General features: G+C 45.6%; 20 protein-coding genes. 17 read left to right on the top strand and 3 right to left on the bottom strand.

Translation table 11 applies throughout. The features are described from left to right. Nucleotides 1-27: 27 nt before the first annotated feature. From rd to BUA79_RS03300, 5 genes are all read left to right on the top strand, one after another. Entirely contained in the window at nt 28-186 is a 159-nt protein-coding gene (gene rd, locus BUA79_RS03280; RefSeq protein ID WP_073992927.1) for a rubredoxin, read from the top strand. A 71-nt stretch (nt 187-257) separates the two neighbouring features. After that, nucleotides 258-1088 (top strand): purine-nucleoside phosphorylase, encoded by an 831-nt coding sequence (locus BUA79_RS03285; RefSeq protein ID WP_073992928.1) that lies wholly within the window; start codon nt 258-260, stop codon nt 1086-1088. Nucleotides 1089-1115: 27 nt separating this feature from the next. Beyond that, nucleotides 1116-2576 carry a TldD/PmbA family protein gene (locus BUA79_RS03290; protein WP_330389169.1) on the top strand — a complete coding sequence of 487 codons (1461 nt, stop codon included), beginning with the start codon at nt 1116-1118 and terminating at the stop codon, nt 2574-2576. Beyond that, entirely contained in the window at nt 2576-3868 is a 1293-nt protein-coding gene (locus BUA79_RS03295; RefSeq protein ID WP_073992930.1) for a metallopeptidase TldD-related protein, read from the top strand. The genes BUA79_RS03290 and BUA79_RS03295 overlap by 1 nt, the downstream gene beginning before the upstream one ends. A 136-nt stretch (nt 3869-4004) precedes the next feature. Next, nucleotides 4005-4301, top strand: coding sequence for a GNAT family N-acetyltransferase (locus tag BUA79_RS03300; RefSeq protein WP_073992973.1), 297 nt, complete (start codon nt 4005-4007; stop codon nt 4299-4301). 60 nt (nt 4302-4361) lie between these two features. On the opposite strand, the gene trxA is transcribed toward BUA79_RS03300, so the two are convergent. Next, a complete protein-coding gene (gene trxA / locus BUA79_RS03305) occupies nt 4362-4673 on the bottom strand; it encodes a thioredoxin (RefSeq protein WP_073992931.1) in 312 nt (103 codons plus the stop codon). Nucleotides 4674-4823: 150 nt separating this feature from the next. Here trxA and BUA79_RS03310 point away from each other — a divergent pair, with 150 nt between their 5' ends. The 7 genes from BUA79_RS03310 to BUA79_RS03340 all read left to right on the top strand — a co-directional run bounded on the left by BUA79_RS03310 (nt 4824) and on the right by BUA79_RS03340 (nt 10368). Next, the gene (locus BUA79_RS03310; RefSeq protein ID WP_073992932.1) at nt 4824-5528 is read left to right on the top strand and encodes an MBL fold metallo-hydrolase; all 705 of its coding nucleotides are present in this window, start codon (nt 4824-4826) and stop codon (nt 5526-5528) included. Next, the gene (locus tag BUA79_RS03315) at nt 5525-6082 is read left to right on the top strand and encodes a chromate transporter (RefSeq protein ID WP_073992933.1); all 558 of its coding nucleotides are present in this window, start codon (nt 5525-5527) and stop codon (nt 6080-6082) included. The genes BUA79_RS03310 and BUA79_RS03315 overlap by 4 nt, the downstream gene beginning before the upstream one ends. Before the next feature lie 17 nt (nt 6083-6099). Continuing rightward, entirely contained in the window at nt 6100-6663 is a 564-nt protein-coding gene (locus BUA79_RS03320) for a chromate transporter (RefSeq protein ID WP_073992934.1), read from the top strand. A gap of 137 nt (nt 6664-6800) precedes the next feature. Beyond that, entirely contained in the window at nt 6801-7709 is a 909-nt protein-coding gene (nadA, locus tag BUA79_RS03325; RefSeq protein WP_073992935.1) for a quinolinate synthase NadA, read from the top strand. Nucleotides 7710-7719: 10 nt separating this feature from the next. Further along, nucleotides 7720-9027 (top strand): L-aspartate oxidase, encoded by a 1308-nt coding sequence (locus BUA79_RS03330; protein ID WP_073992936.1) that lies wholly within the window; start codon nt 7720-7722, stop codon nt 9025-9027. After that, a complete protein-coding gene (nadC, locus tag BUA79_RS03335) occupies nt 8990-9844 on the top strand; it encodes a carboxylating nicotinate-nucleotide diphosphorylase (protein ID WP_073992937.1) in 855 nt (284 codons plus the stop codon). The genes BUA79_RS03330 and nadC overlap by 38 nt, the downstream gene beginning before the upstream one ends. 14 nt (nt 9845-9858) lie before the next feature. Beyond that, a complete protein-coding gene (locus BUA79_RS03340; protein ID WP_073992938.1) occupies nt 9859-10368 on the top strand; it encodes a transcription repressor NadR in 510 nt (169 codons plus the stop codon). Here BUA79_RS03340 and BUA79_RS12870 read toward each other — a convergent pair. Beyond that, on the bottom strand, nt 10365-10697 hold the full coding sequence (locus BUA79_RS12870) for a branched-chain amino acid transporter permease (RefSeq protein WP_073992939.1): 333 nt from the start codon (nt 10695-10697) through the stop codon (nt 10365-10367). The genes BUA79_RS03340 and BUA79_RS12870 overlap by 4 nt on opposite strands. A 1-nt stretch (nt 10698) precedes the next feature. After that, nucleotides 10699-11403: an AzlC family ABC transporter permease gene (locus tag BUA79_RS03350; RefSeq protein ID WP_073992940.1), complete on the bottom strand. Its 705-nt coding sequence runs from the start codon at nt 11401-11403 to the stop codon at nt 10699-10701. Between the two features lie 131 nt (nt 11404-11534). On the opposite strand from BUA79_RS03350, the gene BUA79_RS03355 reads away from it, so the two are divergent. The 5 genes from BUA79_RS03355 to BUA79_RS03375 all read left to right on the top strand — a co-directional run bounded on the left by BUA79_RS03355 (nt 11535) and on the right by BUA79_RS03375 (nt 14856). Then, a complete protein-coding gene (locus tag BUA79_RS03355; protein WP_073992941.1) occupies nt 11535-12347 on the top strand; it encodes an amino acid ABC transporter substrate-binding protein in 813 nt (270 codons plus the stop codon). A gap of 61 nt (nt 12348-12408) precedes the next feature. Then, nucleotides 12409-13056: an amino acid ABC transporter permease gene (locus BUA79_RS03360; protein WP_073992942.1), complete on the top strand. Its 648-nt coding sequence runs from the start codon at nt 12409-12411 to the stop codon at nt 13054-13056. Between the two features lie 12 nt (nt 13057-13068). Further along, a complete protein-coding gene (locus tag BUA79_RS03365; protein WP_073992943.1) occupies nt 13069-13830 on the top strand; it encodes an amino acid ABC transporter ATP-binding protein in 762 nt (253 codons plus the stop codon). 124 nt (nt 13831-13954) lie between these two features. Next, nucleotides 13955-14551: a 2-oxoacid:acceptor oxidoreductase family protein gene (locus BUA79_RS03370; protein WP_073992944.1), complete on the top strand. Its 597-nt coding sequence runs from the start codon at nt 13955-13957 to the stop codon at nt 14549-14551. A 2-nt stretch (nt 14552-14553) separates the two neighbouring features. Then, nucleotides 14554-14856, top strand: a complete 303-nt coding sequence (locus tag BUA79_RS03375; RefSeq protein WP_073992945.1) for a 4Fe-4S binding protein — start codon at nt 14554-14556, stop codon at nt 14854-14856. The last annotated feature ends 2 nt before the right edge of the window (nt 14857-14858 follow it).

Raw genomic sequence — 14858 nt, forward strand, 5'->3', positions numbered from 1 at the left:
ATAAACTACAATTCAGGAGGTTATGGTATGGATAAGTATGTATGCGGCGTTTGCGGTTATGAATATGATCCGGCAGTTGGAGACCCTGACAACGGAGTGCCGGCTGGAACTTCTTTTGAAAATGTCCCCGTGGACTGGGTATGCCCAACTTGCGGAGCCGCTAAAGAAGAATTTTCAAAAGCTTAATAATCCCGAAAATTGAAAGGCATTGCCGGAAGGCAGTGCCTTTTGGATTAAGGATACCAAAGGAGGATAAAATGAATAAAATATACGAAAAACTTGTATCTTGTTACGAAAGTGTCAGAAAAATTACGGACTTTGTTCCGGAAACAGCTCTGATCCTCGGATCCGGACTGGGGGATTATGCAGACTCGATTCAGGTTGAATGTGAAATAGATTACCATGATATCGAAGGCTTTCCGGTATCAACGGTTTTAGGCCACGAAGGAAAATTCATTTTCGGACATGTAAACGATGTACCAGTGGTATGTATGAAAGGCCGGGTCCATTATTATGAAGGCTACCCTATTTCAGATGTGGTGCTTCCAATCAGGCTTATGAAGCTTTTAGGGGCAAAGGTGCTGTTTCTTACCAATGCCTCCGGTGGAATCAATCCGGAATTTAATCCGGGAGAGCTTATGATTGTCACGGATCATATTTCCTGCTTCGTTCCAAATCCCCTGTTGGGTGAGAACATAGAGGAGCTGGGCACAAGGTTCCCGGATATGAGCGATATATATAATAAAGAGATGAGAAACATTATCCAGGCATCAGCAGAAAAACTGGGCATAGGAATCAGGGAAGGCATTTATGTTCAGCTGACCGGCCCTTCCTATGAATCCCCGGCAGAGATAAAGATGCTGGGAGCCCTGGGAGCGGACGCTGTAGGAATGAGCACGGCTGTGGAGGCGATTGCCGGGAATCATATGGGAATGAAGGTCTGCTGTATTTCCTGTGTTTCCAATCTGGCAGCAGGCATTTCCAAGGCCCCGTTGTCCCATAAGGAGGTACAGGAAGCGGCAAACATCGCTGCTCCGAATTTCAAGAAACTCGTAAGTGAATGTATTGCGGCGTTCAGCCGGAACTAAATATCGAATCCGACAATCCCGTCATAGATGGGATTGTTGAATTTTGAAAAGAAAAAAGTAAAGGAAGAGAAGCGCATGAAGGTTGAATACTCCGGATATTTAGGGAAATGCAAACCCCTTATCAGGAAACTGGTTGAAGAACTCTCAAAGGACTACGGATATGTTTCTGTGCTGGGAACCGACACGAAAGGCAGGAGCTACAGGGTATCCAGGACGGGAACCATAATAAAGGATTATGATTTCGGGGAAAGAGGTTTTGTTGTAAGGATACATAACGGCATAAACTACTCCGAATATTCCTTCAACGAAATCAAGGAGGAGAATCTTGGCGATATAATGGCTGCTGTACACAGCAGCCTGGGCCGTGCGGGGAATCTCAAACGGAATATTTATGACATTATCGTTGAAGATGAGGTGGCAGAAAACTTTCAGGGGGAAATGGAAGTCAACCCGGAAGAGCTGGGACAGAAGGCCATCCTAGCGGATCTCACGGATATACGGGACAAGGGACTGGCCGAATCGGAGCTTGTAGTGAATTTCAGTGCATCCTATAGTTCCAGCCATGTATCCAAACTGTTCCTGTCCGGCAAAAAAGAACTGGAGCAGTCTTATATGCTGGGTGAAGCACGTCTGCTATCTCTGGCCGCACGTAATGGAAAGATAAAATACTATTACAAATCGGCATCGGGAATGAAGGGATATGAGGTAATGGATGAGATCCGGGATAAATACCGGGAAACGGTTCAGGAGAGCGTCAATCTTCTGGATGCAAAGCCTTTTAATCCCGGCGAATACGATGTTATCTGTGCACCCGACATCACGGGGCTTATCGCCCATGAGGCTTTCGGCCACGGCGTGGAAATGGATATGTTTGTAAGGGAAAGATCCAAAGGGGCGGATTACTTAGGGAAACAGGTCGCTTCAGAACTGATTACCATGCACGATGGTGCGACTGCCGCAAAGCAGGTATCCTCTTACCTGTTCGATGATGAAGGGGTAATGGGCACCGATACGGTCATTATCGAGAAAGGGATTTTGAAGGCCGGTATTTCCGATATTCTGAGCGCCGGAAAGCTGGGAACGAACCCGACCGGAAACGGAAAACGGGAATCCTATGAGAGAAAGGCCTATGCCAGAATGACCAACACCTGCTTCGAAGCCGGTGAGAGCAGAGTGGAAGATATGATCGCGTCCATAAAGTGCGGGTATCTTCTGGAAGGCATGTACAGCGGAATGGAGGATCCCAAGGATTGGGGAATCCAGTGCATTGCTCTTTTAGGACGGGAAATCAGAGACGGGAAACTAACAGGGGAGTTGATTTCTCCGGTTGTAATGACTGGTTTTGTCCCGGACCTTTTAAAGTCCATCTCCATGATTTCTGACAAGGTAGAAATGGAGGGGGCAGGCTACTGCGGAAAGGGGTATAAGGAATTTGTCAAGACATCCAATGGAGGTCCCTATATTAAAGCGAAAGTGAGGCTGGGATAATGCTGGGGATAATAAGAAAAATTCTTTCGGAAGAAAAGGCAGATGCCTATAAAATAACGGAGTACAGGACAGAATCCAGGGAGCTGTTTTTGGTTAAGAAAAACGTCGATATGGACAGGGCAAAAAACGTCAGGCATTTCAAGGTCGTCGTCTATAAAGATTTCGAAGAAGAAGGCATCCTTTACAGAGGAAGCTGCAATACGGATATTCACCCGACTATGACAGAGGAAGAAATACGTAAAGTCGTAACGGACGCCCTTTTTGCGGCAGGATTTGTTAAAAATCCATTTTATCATTTGGCGCAGCCTGGAGAGTACATGCCTCCCGGGAAAAGCAGATTTGCGGAGGGAAGTCTTACGGTACATATGGAAAGTCTGGTCACGGAGCTGTATGAAAATGATATCCATGAAAAAGGCGGAATCAATTCCAGCGAGATTTTCCTGAATAAACATTTCAGGCGCATAGTCAACTCGCTGGGAGTGGATGTACAGGAGGAAACAGCCGACTGTATGATAGAGTTCATAACCGTCTGGAAAGAGGAGAAGGAAGAAACAGAACTTTATAAATGTCTGCAGTTTTCCGACTATTCCAAAGGAGATGTGGCCAGAGCCGCTGCAAAAAAGCAGGAAGAGTGCCAGAAAAAAGCAAAAGCCGAGAAGCTTTTCGCGTTGGATTCCGGAAACATCCTGCTGACGGGAGAAGCCGTACAATCTTTTTTTGAATATTATTGTGCCAAAAGTAATGCGGCGGCAGTTTACAACGGAGAATCGGACTGGAAACCCGGAGATAATATCCAGGGAGAGATTTTGGGGGATGCGGTGAATATCAGTCTTGATCCTGGAATGTCTGCATCGACCCGCTCATCTGGATTCGATGAGGATGGCTTTCCTTTACGCCCGGTAAATATCGTGGAGGAAGGCGTATTGAAAAGATATGCTGCGGATATCCGATATGCCCATTATTTAAAGGTTGAACCTACCGGTGTGATAAAAAACATCCGGGTGAAGGGCGGAACTCGAAGTATTGAGGAGATGAAGAGGGAGCCCTATCTGGAAATTCTGACCTTCTCTGATTTTTCTATGGATGCCATTACGGGAGATTTCGGAGGGGAAATCCGCCTGGCGGAATATTTTGACGGTAAAGATACGATTCCGGTAACCGGCGGAAGCGTTACCGGAAATATAGGCAGAGTTCATGGCCATATGTATTTGTCAAGGGAAATACAGGCAGAGAATGATTTTGAGGGACCGGCAGCCGTCAGCATGAAAGGGATAAATGTAACCTCCGGATGACGTTAAAATAAAATGGACAAGGGTTTTGATTTAACGTAAAATGTAATCATATATATGAATACAAGCTGCACGTTTAAAGCAGACAAAAAAACATGCGGCTGAAATCGCCGATTGAGAAAGGATGGTCAGTGCAAGAATGAATGAGATAAAAAAAGGAACAAACAAATTCTACATGGAAGATGACAAGAACGAAATGACTGCGGAGATATGCTTTATTCCGGAAAAAAACTGTCTGGTAGTCAACCATACCTACGTGGACCGCTCTCTGAGAGGCAAAGGAGTTGGAAAACAGCTGGTGGATAAGGTTGCCTGCTACGCAAGGGACGAACGTAAAAAAATCATCCCTGTATGTTCTTATGCAAAAAAGGTCATGACAGAAGAAGAAAAATACAGGGATCTGATAGAGGATCAGGACTACGACAAGAGATATTAGAAATCCTGGAAATCCATCAAAAAAGAGAAGCATGCGCTTCTCTTTTTTGATGGATAAGAATTAAAGTCCTAACATTTTTTCCAATTCTGCTTTTGGTCTGACACCGACGGCAGTTGAAACTGCCTTACCATCTTTGAATGCAATAAGGGTCGGGATGCTCATTACCTTGAATTGTCTTGCCAGCTCTGGTTCTTCGTCTACATTTACTTTGGCGATTTTGATGTTGGAATACTGAACAGCTATTTCGTCTAAAATAGGACCGATCATTTTACAGGGTCCGCACCATGCTGCCCAGAAATCTACTAATACGGGTACGCTTGACTCAAGAACTTCACTTTTAAAGCTGCTGGTTGTTACTACTACTGGTTTCATATATCATGTCCTCCTGCACTTTTTTATTTTTAATTATTATATCATAAGTATACGCTGAATGTGTATAATTTCCGTGATTAAGTTACACAGCCTTGAAATACCCGCGAAATTGTTCTATTATTGGTTTAGGAAAAAAGAGAGGTGAGCTGAATGAAGATAACCTACGTGCGGCATAGCTGTTTCACACTGGAAATAGAGAAGACAGTATTAATTTTTGATTATTTTAACGGAAAGCTTCCAAAGTTTGACAGGAAGAAAACAATCTGCGTTTTTTCCAGCCACGGGCATATGGATCATTTCAACAAAAAGATTTTCAGGCTGGCTGACATATATGAAAATGTTTATTTTATTCTGTCTGACGATATAAGGGAACAGGTGGATGTTCATAGCCTGCCCCTCGCCACAGAAGGGAAAATACTGTATATGGGGCCGGACGAGCTGCTGCAGCTGGAGAACATGGGTATAAGGACTTTGCAGTCCACGGACCTGGGAGTGGCGTTCATAATCCGGATGGAAGGACTGTCTATTTATCACGGCGGCGACCTCCATTGGTGGTCCTGGAATTCGGAGGGTGAAGAATTCAATGATAATATGAAAAAAGCTTTTCTTCATGAGATGGATAAAATAAAAGGAGAACGGTTTGATGTAGCCTTCCTGCCTCTTGATCCTAGGCTCCAGGAGAGATATTCCTGGGGATTCGACTATTTTATGAGAAATACATATACCGAACTGGCCATTCCCATGCATTTCTGGAATAATTATAAATCCCTGGCAGCTTTCAGGGAAATGGAATGTGCCCAGGAGTATAGAGATAAGATCATGCTGATTACACACCGGGAGGAGACACTGCTTTGAAAATTGATGTCCGGTTTTATCTGACCCTGTTTAAAACCACCTTTTATCTGAGTGCGTTTACCTTTGGGGGCGGATATGTGATTGTCCCGCTTATGAAGAAGAAGTTTGTCGAGGAGCTGGAATGGATTGAAGAACGGGAAATGCTGGATTTTGTGGCCATCGGCCAGTCGGCTCCGGGGGTAATGGCCGTAAACACATCCATCCTGGTAGGGTACAGGCTGGCGGGAATGCCGGGTGCTCTGATCAGCACCCTTGGAACCGTTCTGCCTCCTCTGATAACTATTTCCATTTTATCCATTGTGTATAAAACCTTCCAGGAAAACATCCTGGCAAGGTACCTGCTCAAGGGCCTGCAGGCAGGGGTGGCGGCGATTATCCTGGATGTGACTATAACGATGATTGTAAATGTGTTCAGGAAAAAAGAAATCGTGTCAGACCTGATTTTGGTTGTGTCTTTTATATTGGCCTTTTTTCTCAAGGCCAATCTGATTCTGCTGATTCTGCTTTTTGGAATATCCGGAGCTCTTGCGTCAGTTCTGTATAGGAATAAATAATTCGGGAGATTAATGAATTGATATATATTAAGCTGTTAATAGTGTTTTTCCAGATAGGCCTTTTCAGTATCGGCGGGGGCTATGCCATGATTCCTCTCATACAGGAGATGGTTGTAAAAAACAGCGGATGGATAACCATGAGGGAATTCGCGGACCTCGTGGCCATTTCCCAGATGACCCCGGGACCCATTGGAATCAACGCGGCCACTTTTGCGGGGCTGAAGGCAGCAGGATTGCTGGGAGGAATTGTAGCAACAATCGGCTGTGTTCTGCCTTCCCTGATTATTGTATTGATATTGGCACGGCTGTATCGCAGATACGGCAATGTCAGGATTATTCAAGGTGCTTTCAAGGGAATCCGGCCAGTGGTAGTGGCACTGATTGCCACAGCTGGTCTGGCAATAATCAACATAGCGGTATGGCACGGAGAAACGATTTCCATGAAGACCCTGGATGTGGGGGCGCTGGCAATTACCGTTGCGGCCTTTGCGGCCATGCGGTTTCGCAGAATCAATATTATTTGGATCATGCTGGGAGCCGGTGCATTGGGAGTTTTGGAATATGTTTTCACTATAGTGTAATGCTGAAAAATACAGACATGCTGGTTCTGTATTTTTTTTTGCACATATCTTTACACCTGTCTTGTCAGCTGTAAAGATATGTGTTATACTTCTTGCACAGAAATGCAGGTTTGCGATTTTGAAAGGAGAAACAGGTAATGGTTAGTTTGACAGATAAAATCAATGCGTTAAAGAAAGAAAAGGATGCAGTTATCCTGGCGCATTATTATGTAAATGATGAAGTGCAGGAAATAGCCGATTTTGTGGGGGATTCCTACGCGCTTGCCAAGATAGCAACGACGGTTCCCCAGAAGACGATTCTGTTCTGCGGAGTGTATTTTATGGGGGAAAGTGCCAAAATCCTCAGTCCCGAAAAGATGGTGCTGATGCCGGACGTGTATGCGGACTGTCCTATGGCCCACATGGCAGACATGGAAAAAATCCAGGAGGTAAGGAAGGTATACGATGACCTGGCAGTTGTCTGCTATGTCAACTCAACGGCTGAGACGAAAGCATATTCGGACGTGTGTGTGACTTCCTCCAATGCATTGAAGATTGTCAGAAATCTTCCACAGAAGAACATTTATTTTATTCCGGATGAAAACCTGGGAAGGTATGTGGCAAGCCAGCTCCCGGAAAAGAATTTTATTTTCAATGACGGTTTCTGCCATGTGCATACGAGCATCACCAGAGAAAACGTAGAGAAAGCCAAGGAGATTTTCCAACAGGCCAAGGTGCTTGTGCATCCGGAATGCAAGATGGATGTTCTGGAACTGGCGGATTATATTGGGAGCACGGCGGGTATCATTGAGTATGCAACAGCCAGCGATGCACGTGAATTCATCATCTGTACGGAGATGGGAATTCTTTATGAACTCAGGAAAAGAAACCCGGATAAAAAATTCTATTCGGTGGGTCACAGGCAATTCTGCCCGAACATGAAGAAAATCACGCTGGAAAAAATGGCTGATGCTCTGGAGAATTGCAGTGGGCAGGTCGAGGTGGTTGAGAGTATTCGTGAGAAGGCAAACGTAGCACTGGCCAGGATGTTGGAACTGGCAGAATGAGGGGGATAATATGACCGATATCATCATCGTAGGAACCGGGGCAGCCGGACTTTTCTGTGCCCTGAAAATACCCAGCGATAAAAAAGTCCTCATTATCACGAAAGAAGAAGCAGAGAAGAGCGATTCCTATCTGGCTCAGGGCGGCATATGCGTGCTGAGGAACTCAACCGATTATGACAGCTATTTTGAAGACACTATGAAGGCCGGACATTATGAAAATGACAGGGAGGCTGTTGAAATCATGATCCGATCTTCCCAGGAGATCATCAGGGATCTGATGGAATATGGGGTCGAATTCGAAAAAAGGAATGGCAGGCTTTCCTACACCAGGGAAGGGGCACATTCTATTCCCAGAATCCTGTATCATGAGGATGTGACCGGCATGGAAATTACCGGGAAGCTGATTGCCAGAGTGCGTGAACGGGAGAATATTCAGATTCGGGAACATACGACCATGATCGATATTCTGCGGGACGGAAACAAATGCAAGGGCATCGTTGTCAGCAACGAAAAAGGAGATCTGGAAAACATTTCCGGAAGCTGTGTCATACTGGCAAGCGGCGGAATCGGGGGACTGTACAAGAACTCCACCAATTATCCCCATATCACCGGAGACGCCGTGGCGATCGCATTGAAACACGATATTAAGGTGAAGGATATGCATCGTGTTCAGATCCACCCGACGGCCTTGTATTCAAAGAAACCGGGAAGAAGATTCCTGATTTCCGAATCCGTAAGAGGAGAAGGGGCGTATCTGCTGAATAAGGCAGGCAAGAGATTTACAGATGAACTTCTGCCAAGGGATCTGCTGACAAAAGAGATCTATAACCAGATGAAAAAAGATGGGACGGGATTTGTATGGCTTACTTTGAGGCATCTGAGTCCGGAAAAAATCAAAAAAAGGTTTCCGAACATATACAGACACTGCCTGGAGGAAGGGTATGACATAACAGAAGAAAGCATACCGGTGACGCCTGCTCAGCATTATTTCATGGGTGGGATCCAGACAGATATGAACGGACTGACTTCTATGGATGGTCTGTACGCCATCGGGGAAACCAGCTGTACCGGAGTCCACGGAGCCAACCGGCTTGCCAGCAATTCTCTTCTGGAAAGCCTCGTATTCGCTGAGCGGGCAGCAAAGCATATAACGGAAAATTTTCGGAAAACACCGGAAAATGAGCCTGAATTAAATAAGAACGGATACACGGACCTTGCAAAGCTTAAAAAGGAATATGCCGAGAATGTCCTGAATGAAGTGGAGAGGAGTGAAAAGGAACATGAACGACATTATAACAATGAAGCTAAATGTGGATAATCTTCTGATGCAGGCCCTCCGGGAGGACGTCACCAATGAAGATATCACAACAAATGCCGTAATACCTGTGGACAGGAAGGGCGAGGCCCAGCTCCTTTGCAAGCAGGACGGGATTGTGGCGGGACTGGATATCTTTGGAAGGGTATTCGTCCTTCTGGATGAGACAGCAGAATTTGAAACACGCTTCAAAGATGGGGACGAAATCCACAAAGGAGATCTGATTGGAACAATTAGAGGCAACCTCAGGGCAATCCTTACGGGAGAAAGGACGGCTTTGAATTATCTGCAGAGAATGAGCGGAATAGCCACTTATACCAAAAAAATGGCAGATCTTTTGAAGGGATCAAATACAAGACTTTTAAATACACGTAAGACAACGCCAAACATGCGGATATTTGAAACCTATGCAGTCCGGATGGGAGGAGCTTTAAATCACAGATACAATCTTTCGGACGGGATTCTGATTAAAGACAACCACATCAGCGGGGCGGGCGGTGTCAAAAAAGCTGTGGAGCTTGCCAGGGAATACGCACCCTTTGTCAGAAAGATTGAGGTAGAGGCCGAGACCCTGGAGATGGTGGAGGAAGCCCTGGAGGCTGGTGCGGATATAATAATGCTGGATAACATGGATGTATCCACTATGAAAGCAGCAGTGAAAAGGATTGCTGGCCGGGCCACTACCGAGTGCTCCGGAAATGTCACCATGGAAAATGCGGCCGGAATCGCCGAAGCAGGGGTGGATTATATTTCGTCGGGAGCAGTTACCCATTCGGCTGGAATTTTGGATCTCTCCCTGAAAAATCTGAGGGAAATATAATTTGGGGTATCAATATGAATAAAGATAAAAGAAGAGAAGAAATCCTCCGAATCATAAGGAAAAGCTGCGAGCCGGTATCCGGGACGAAACTGGCGGGGATGCTGGGCGTCAGCAGACAGATCGTTGTCCAGGATATCGAGATGCTCCGACAAGATAACAAGGATATAATTTCAACAAGTCAGGGATATCTTGCGAACAGGACGGAAAAAGAGTTCAAGCGTATATTCAAAGTACGGCATGCGGATGACCAGATAGAAAATGAGCTGAACTGCATCGTGGATGCAGGGGGAATAATTCTGGATGTGTTCGTCCGCCATGATGTTTACGGAGAAATCCGGACAGCACTCTGTCTTTCGAACCGCATGGATGTTAAACGTTTCCTGGAAAATTTCGAGAATGAAAAGTCCTCTCCGTTGAAGAAGCTCACCCAGGACATACATTATCACACTGTTGTGGCAAAATCCGAAGAAATGCTGGATACCATCGAAGAGGAACTGCGGGACAATCATTTTCTGGCAACCTAAATAAAAACAAATTGAATCAATATCATATAGACTATGGTTCCAACACCTATGCTAAGCAGATTGTTCCGTTTCCAAAGATGCAGGAGCGCAACGATCACAACACTTATTATTTGGGGAAGAAAGCTGGAAACGGATGAAAAATTCACATTCCGAAGACAGTATATGACCAGGATGCACATCACTGCCGGCGGCAGAATCCTTCCCAGATAAAGCACAGGCGAGGGGACCTTTCTTTTTCCTCCGAAAAGCGCGAAAGGGAATGCACGGGTCAAAAATGTTATCACGGCAACAAGAATGACGTACAGTAAGGGTTGGATGTTATGTTCCATACTAGGAGGCCTCCTTTAATGCTTCCTGCTTCTCGATGACGGTTTTCATGAACATCAGGCAGGAAACGGATGCGAGCAGTGACGGCAGGATGAACTTGTCCGGACCAAAGATGAGCAGGCACAGGATGGCGAACACTCCCCCGGTAATGGCCGGTAGACGGGACTTAGCTTTCAGCCACTGTTCCACAAAGATTACTACAAAGAGTGCGGTCATGGCAAAATCGATGCCTTCGGTATTGAAGGTAATCAGATTGCCGATCAGACTCCCAAGGAGGGAGCCGGCTACCCAGTAGGAGTGGTCAAGAAGAGAAATGAGGAAGAACAGCCGGTCGGATTCCCGAGTCTCTTTCTGATCCAGGGAGCAGAGGAGGGAATAGGTTTCATCGGTGAGTGAAAAAATCATATATAGGAATGGGATTTTTCGAAATCGCTTGAATTTTTTCAGGAAGGAAAGTCCATAAAAAATATGGCGGCTGTTTACCGACAGGGTCATAAGGGCAACCGCAGCCATTCCCATGCTGCCGCCAAGAAAACTGATTAACACAAACTGCATGGAACCGGCATAGACAAAAATGCTGATTCCCAGTGACCAGAGAAAATTATAGCCTGCATCATCCAACAGAATCCCAAATGCAATTCCTAGAAACAAGTAGCCGAAAAGCACAGGTACTGTTTTGAAAAAGGCTGTTTTCAGCGTATGTTTCACGATATTTTCTCCCTCTGTTTTTAACTGTGATAATAGCAAATTACACTGAATCCTGCAAGGATTTTATTTACTTTGCCTCGGCATTGTGATAACATGTTGATGTTAAACTCAAATTAAAACGGAGGAATTTTATGAAAAAGAAAATATTTGCTATCACGCTTACTTTAGCGTTGGCTTTTGGATTAACGGCGTGCGGTTCCGGTACACAGCAAGCTGAGACGACCACCACTGCAGCGGCAGAGAGGACCCAGCTCGTCGTAGGGTTTGATGCAGAATATCCGCCATACGGATACATGGACGACAAAGGAGAATATACCGGATTCGACCTGGAAATGGCACAGGCGGTATGTGACCTTCGCGGATGGGAATTGGTAAAGACCCCGATCGACTGGGCATCCAAAGATATGGAACTGGATTCCGGCGCAATCGACTGCATCTGGAACGGATTTACCATCAACGGACGTGAGGACGATTATACCTGGTCAGTGCCATACATTGACAACAGCCAGGTAATCGTTACAGCAAAAGACTCCGGAATCAGCACTCTCGCAGACCTCAAAGGGAAAAACGTGGGCGTACAGTCCGCATCCGCTGCACTGAATGTGCTTAATGGAGATCAGTCCGCAGTGAAAGATACATTCGCTTCCCTGACCGAATATGGAGATTACAATACAGCCTTTACGGAACTTCAGGCAGGTGCCATCGATGCCATCGCAATGGACATCGGAGTTGCACAATATCAGATTTCATCCAGAGGCGAGGGCTATGTAATCATAGATGAAATTCTTGCAGCGGAGCAGTATGGAATCGGATTCAAACTTGGCAATACGGAACTGAAAGACCAGGTGGAAGAAAGCCTGATGCAACTGGTGGCAAACGGAACCTATGCCACACTGGCTGAAAAATACGGACTGACGGATTATATCATTCTGGAAGCTGAATAAAAATATACATTATGAGCGTACTGACACGGTGCGCTCATAATTAGTGAGTGGAGGATTAAGTATGGATTTTACGACCATGCTGCTTCAGCTTAGCACGGGAATGCTGGAGTCTGTTAAAATATTTTTCTTTACACTGATTTTCTCCCTGCCTCTTGGGCTGCTTATCTGTTTTGGGAGGATGTCAAAGAACAGCCTGATAAGGAATATAGTGAAAGTCTATATATCCATCATGCGCGGAACTCCCCTGATGCTTCAGCTGCTGGTTGTATATTTTGGACCCTATTATTTGTGGGGAGCCAACATCGGAGGAAAAAGGTTCCTGGCAATCATTATCGGATTCTCTATCAATTATGCGGCTTATTATGCAGAAATATACCGATCGGGAATCGAATCCATGCCTGTGGGACAGTATGAGGCAGCCCGGCTTCTTGGATACAATAAAATCCAGACCTTCGGCAGAATTATTCTGCCTCAGGTCATCAAGAGGATATTGCCTTCGGTCACCAATGAAGTCATTACCCTGGTCAAGGACACGTCCCTGGCGTTTGCCCTGGCCCATATGGAGCTGTTCAGCATGGCCAAACAGATTTCCGCTGCCCAGACGACCTTCATGCCCTTCGTTATAGCGGGTGTATTCTATTATGTATTCAACTTTGTTGTGGCAATTTTAATGGAGAAGGCAGAGAAGAAGGCCGCTTACTACCGATAGGGAGGGGAAAGAATGAATTTATTGGAAATGAATCATATAAAAAAATCTTTTGATGGCGTCAGCGTCCTGAAGGATGTGTCCCTTTCGGTAAAAGAAGGGCAGGTCCTTTCCATCATCGGCTCCTCCGGCTCAGGAAAATCCACCCTGCTCCGGTGCGCGACCATGCTGGAAACCATCGATTCCGGGGAAATTATATACATGGGTGAGAAAGCGGCCTATACGGATGACAAAGGGAAATGCGTTTATGCGCCTCCGAGGGAGCTCAAAAAGATCAAAAATTATTTCGGTCTGGTCTTTCAGAATTTCAACCTCTTCCCGCATTATTCCGTGATCAAAAATATTACGGATCCTCTGATAAACGTCCAGAAAAAGGACAAAGAGGAGGCAATGGAAATAGGAAGGAAGCTGTTGGAGAAAATGGGGCTTCCCGACAAGGAAAACGCCTATCCATTCCAGCTTTCCGGAGGACAGCAGCAGAGGGTCTCTATTGCCAGAGCTCTCGCCCTGAACCCGGCTGTACTGTTTTTTGACGAACCGACCTCGGCCCTGGATCCGGAACTTACCGGAGAAATACTGAAAGTAATAAAAGATCTTGCTGCAGAAAAAATGACAATGGTGATCGTCACCCACGAAATGAGCTTTGCCAGGGATGTTTCGGATTATATAATTTTTCTGGATAAAGGGGTAATCGAGGAAGAGGGAACTCCCGATGAAGTAATCAATAATCCCAGAAATGAAAGGACCAGAGCCTTTCTGAGCAGATTTGAAAATTAATAGAAAACACATTAAGTGAAAGCGGCTCACCTTAAAAGTGAGCCGCTTTCAAATGTTTCACTTTACTTTGATAAAGGGAGTGATAAAATGATTAGAAAATTTGCTTTATAAGGAGGGTATCGTGATGAATAGCAGAACAATAGAAATGAGATGGCATGGACGAGGCGGTCAGGGAGCAAAGACAGCAGCGCTGCTGCTGGCGGACGTTGCCTTCAAAACTGGAAAACAGGTACAGGGATTCCCGGAATATGGTCCGGAAAGAATGGGTGCGCCCATAACTGCATTCAACAGGGTCAGCGATCACAAAATCCGGGTTCATTCCCATATTTACACGCCAGACTTTGTAGTTGTAGTGGATGACACGCTGCTGGAATCCGTGGATGTCACCTCCGGTTTAAAGGCTGACGGTGCGATTATCATAAATACCTCCCGGTCAAAAGAAGAGATACTTCCCCTGCTAAAAGGATATAAAGGCGGCGTTTACACAATCGATGCCAGAAAAATATCCATAGCCGCACTGGGAAAATATTATCCGAATTCCCCGATGCTTGCCACCGCGGTTGCTGTCAGCGGAGTGATGGATACGGAAGAATTCCTGGATGAAATGCAGGCTTCATTCCAGCATAAATTTGCAAGCAAACCGGAAGTGGTTGAAGGCAACATGATGGCATTGAAAATGGCATTAGAAGAAGTTACCCGGAAACAACAGGAGGTTGCATAAAAGTGAGAACTGACGTTACAAAAATTACGGAAACAAGCCCCTATGCGGAATTGACAGAGGGGCTTAAGATATATGCCGGCGGAACATCCAAAAAGTTTCATACAGGCGAATGGAGGACATCCAGACCGATAATGAATTGGGAAAAATGCAAACAGTGCCTGCTGTGTGCCCCTGTCTGTCCGGACAGCAGCATTCCTGTTGCTGATGGAAAAAGGGGAAATTTTGAAATGGATTACTGTAAAGGGTGCGGCATCTGTGCCAGTGTTTGTCCCTTCGGAGCAATTGAAATGAAGGAGGGACAATAATC

Source organism: Parasporobacterium paucivorans DSM 15970 (genome assembly GCF_900141895.1).
Classification (GTDB): domain Bacteria; phylum Bacillota; class Clostridia; order Lachnospirales; family Lachnospiraceae; genus Parasporobacterium; species Parasporobacterium paucivorans.

Bases quoted from the DNA above. Each gene is read 5' to 3' on its own strand.
- rd (WP_073992927.1), top strand. From the start codon at position 28: ATGGATAAGTATGTATGCGGCGTTTGCGGTTATGAATATGATCCGGCA.
- BUA79_RS03285 (WP_073992928.1), top strand. From the start codon at position 258: ATGAATAAAATATACGAAAAACTTGTATCTTGTTACGAAAGTGTCAGA.
- BUA79_RS03290 (WP_330389169.1), top strand. From the start codon at position 1,116: ATGGGATTGTTGAATTTTGAAAAGAAAAAAGTAAAGGAAGAGAAGCGC.
- BUA79_RS03295 (WP_073992930.1), top strand. From the start codon at position 2,576: ATGCTGGGGATAATAAGAAAAATTCTTTCGGAAGAAAAGGCAGATGCC.
- BUA79_RS03300 (WP_073992973.1), top strand. From the start codon at position 4,005: ATGAATGAGATAAAAAAAGGAACAAACAAATTCTACATGGAAGATGAC.
- trxA (WP_073992931.1), bottom strand. From the start codon at position 4,673: ATGAAACCAGTAGTAGTAACAACCAGCAGCTTTAAAAGTGAAGTTCTT.
- BUA79_RS03310 (WP_073992932.1), top strand. From the start codon at position 4,824: ATGAAGATAACCTACGTGCGGCATAGCTGTTTCACACTGGAAATAGAG.
- nadA (WP_073992935.1), top strand. From the start codon at position 6,801: ATGGTTAGTTTGACAGATAAAATCAATGCGTTAAAGAAAGAAAAGGAT.
- BUA79_RS03330 (WP_073992936.1), top strand. From the start codon at position 7,720: ATGACCGATATCATCATCGTAGGAACCGGGGCAGCCGGACTTTTCTGT.
- nadC (WP_073992937.1), top strand. From the start codon at position 8,990: ATGAACGACATTATAACAATGAAGCTAAATGTGGATAATCTTCTGATG.
- BUA79_RS03340 (WP_073992938.1), top strand. From the start codon at position 9,859: ATGAATAAAGATAAAAGAAGAGAAGAAATCCTCCGAATCATAAGGAAA.
- BUA79_RS12870 (WP_073992939.1), bottom strand. From the start codon at position 10,697: ATGGAACATAACATCCAACCCTTACTGTACGTCATTCTTGTTGCCGTG.
- BUA79_RS03355 (WP_073992941.1), top strand. From the start codon at position 11,535: ATGAAAAAGAAAATATTTGCTATCACGCTTACTTTAGCGTTGGCTTTT.
- BUA79_RS03360 (WP_073992942.1), top strand. From the start codon at position 12,409: ATGGATTTTACGACCATGCTGCTTCAGCTTAGCACGGGAATGCTGGAG.
- BUA79_RS03365 (WP_073992943.1), top strand. From the start codon at position 13,069: ATGAATTTATTGGAAATGAATCATATAAAAAAATCTTTTGATGGCGTC.
- BUA79_RS03370 (WP_073992944.1), top strand. From the start codon at position 13,955: ATGAATAGCAGAACAATAGAAATGAGATGGCATGGACGAGGCGGTCAG.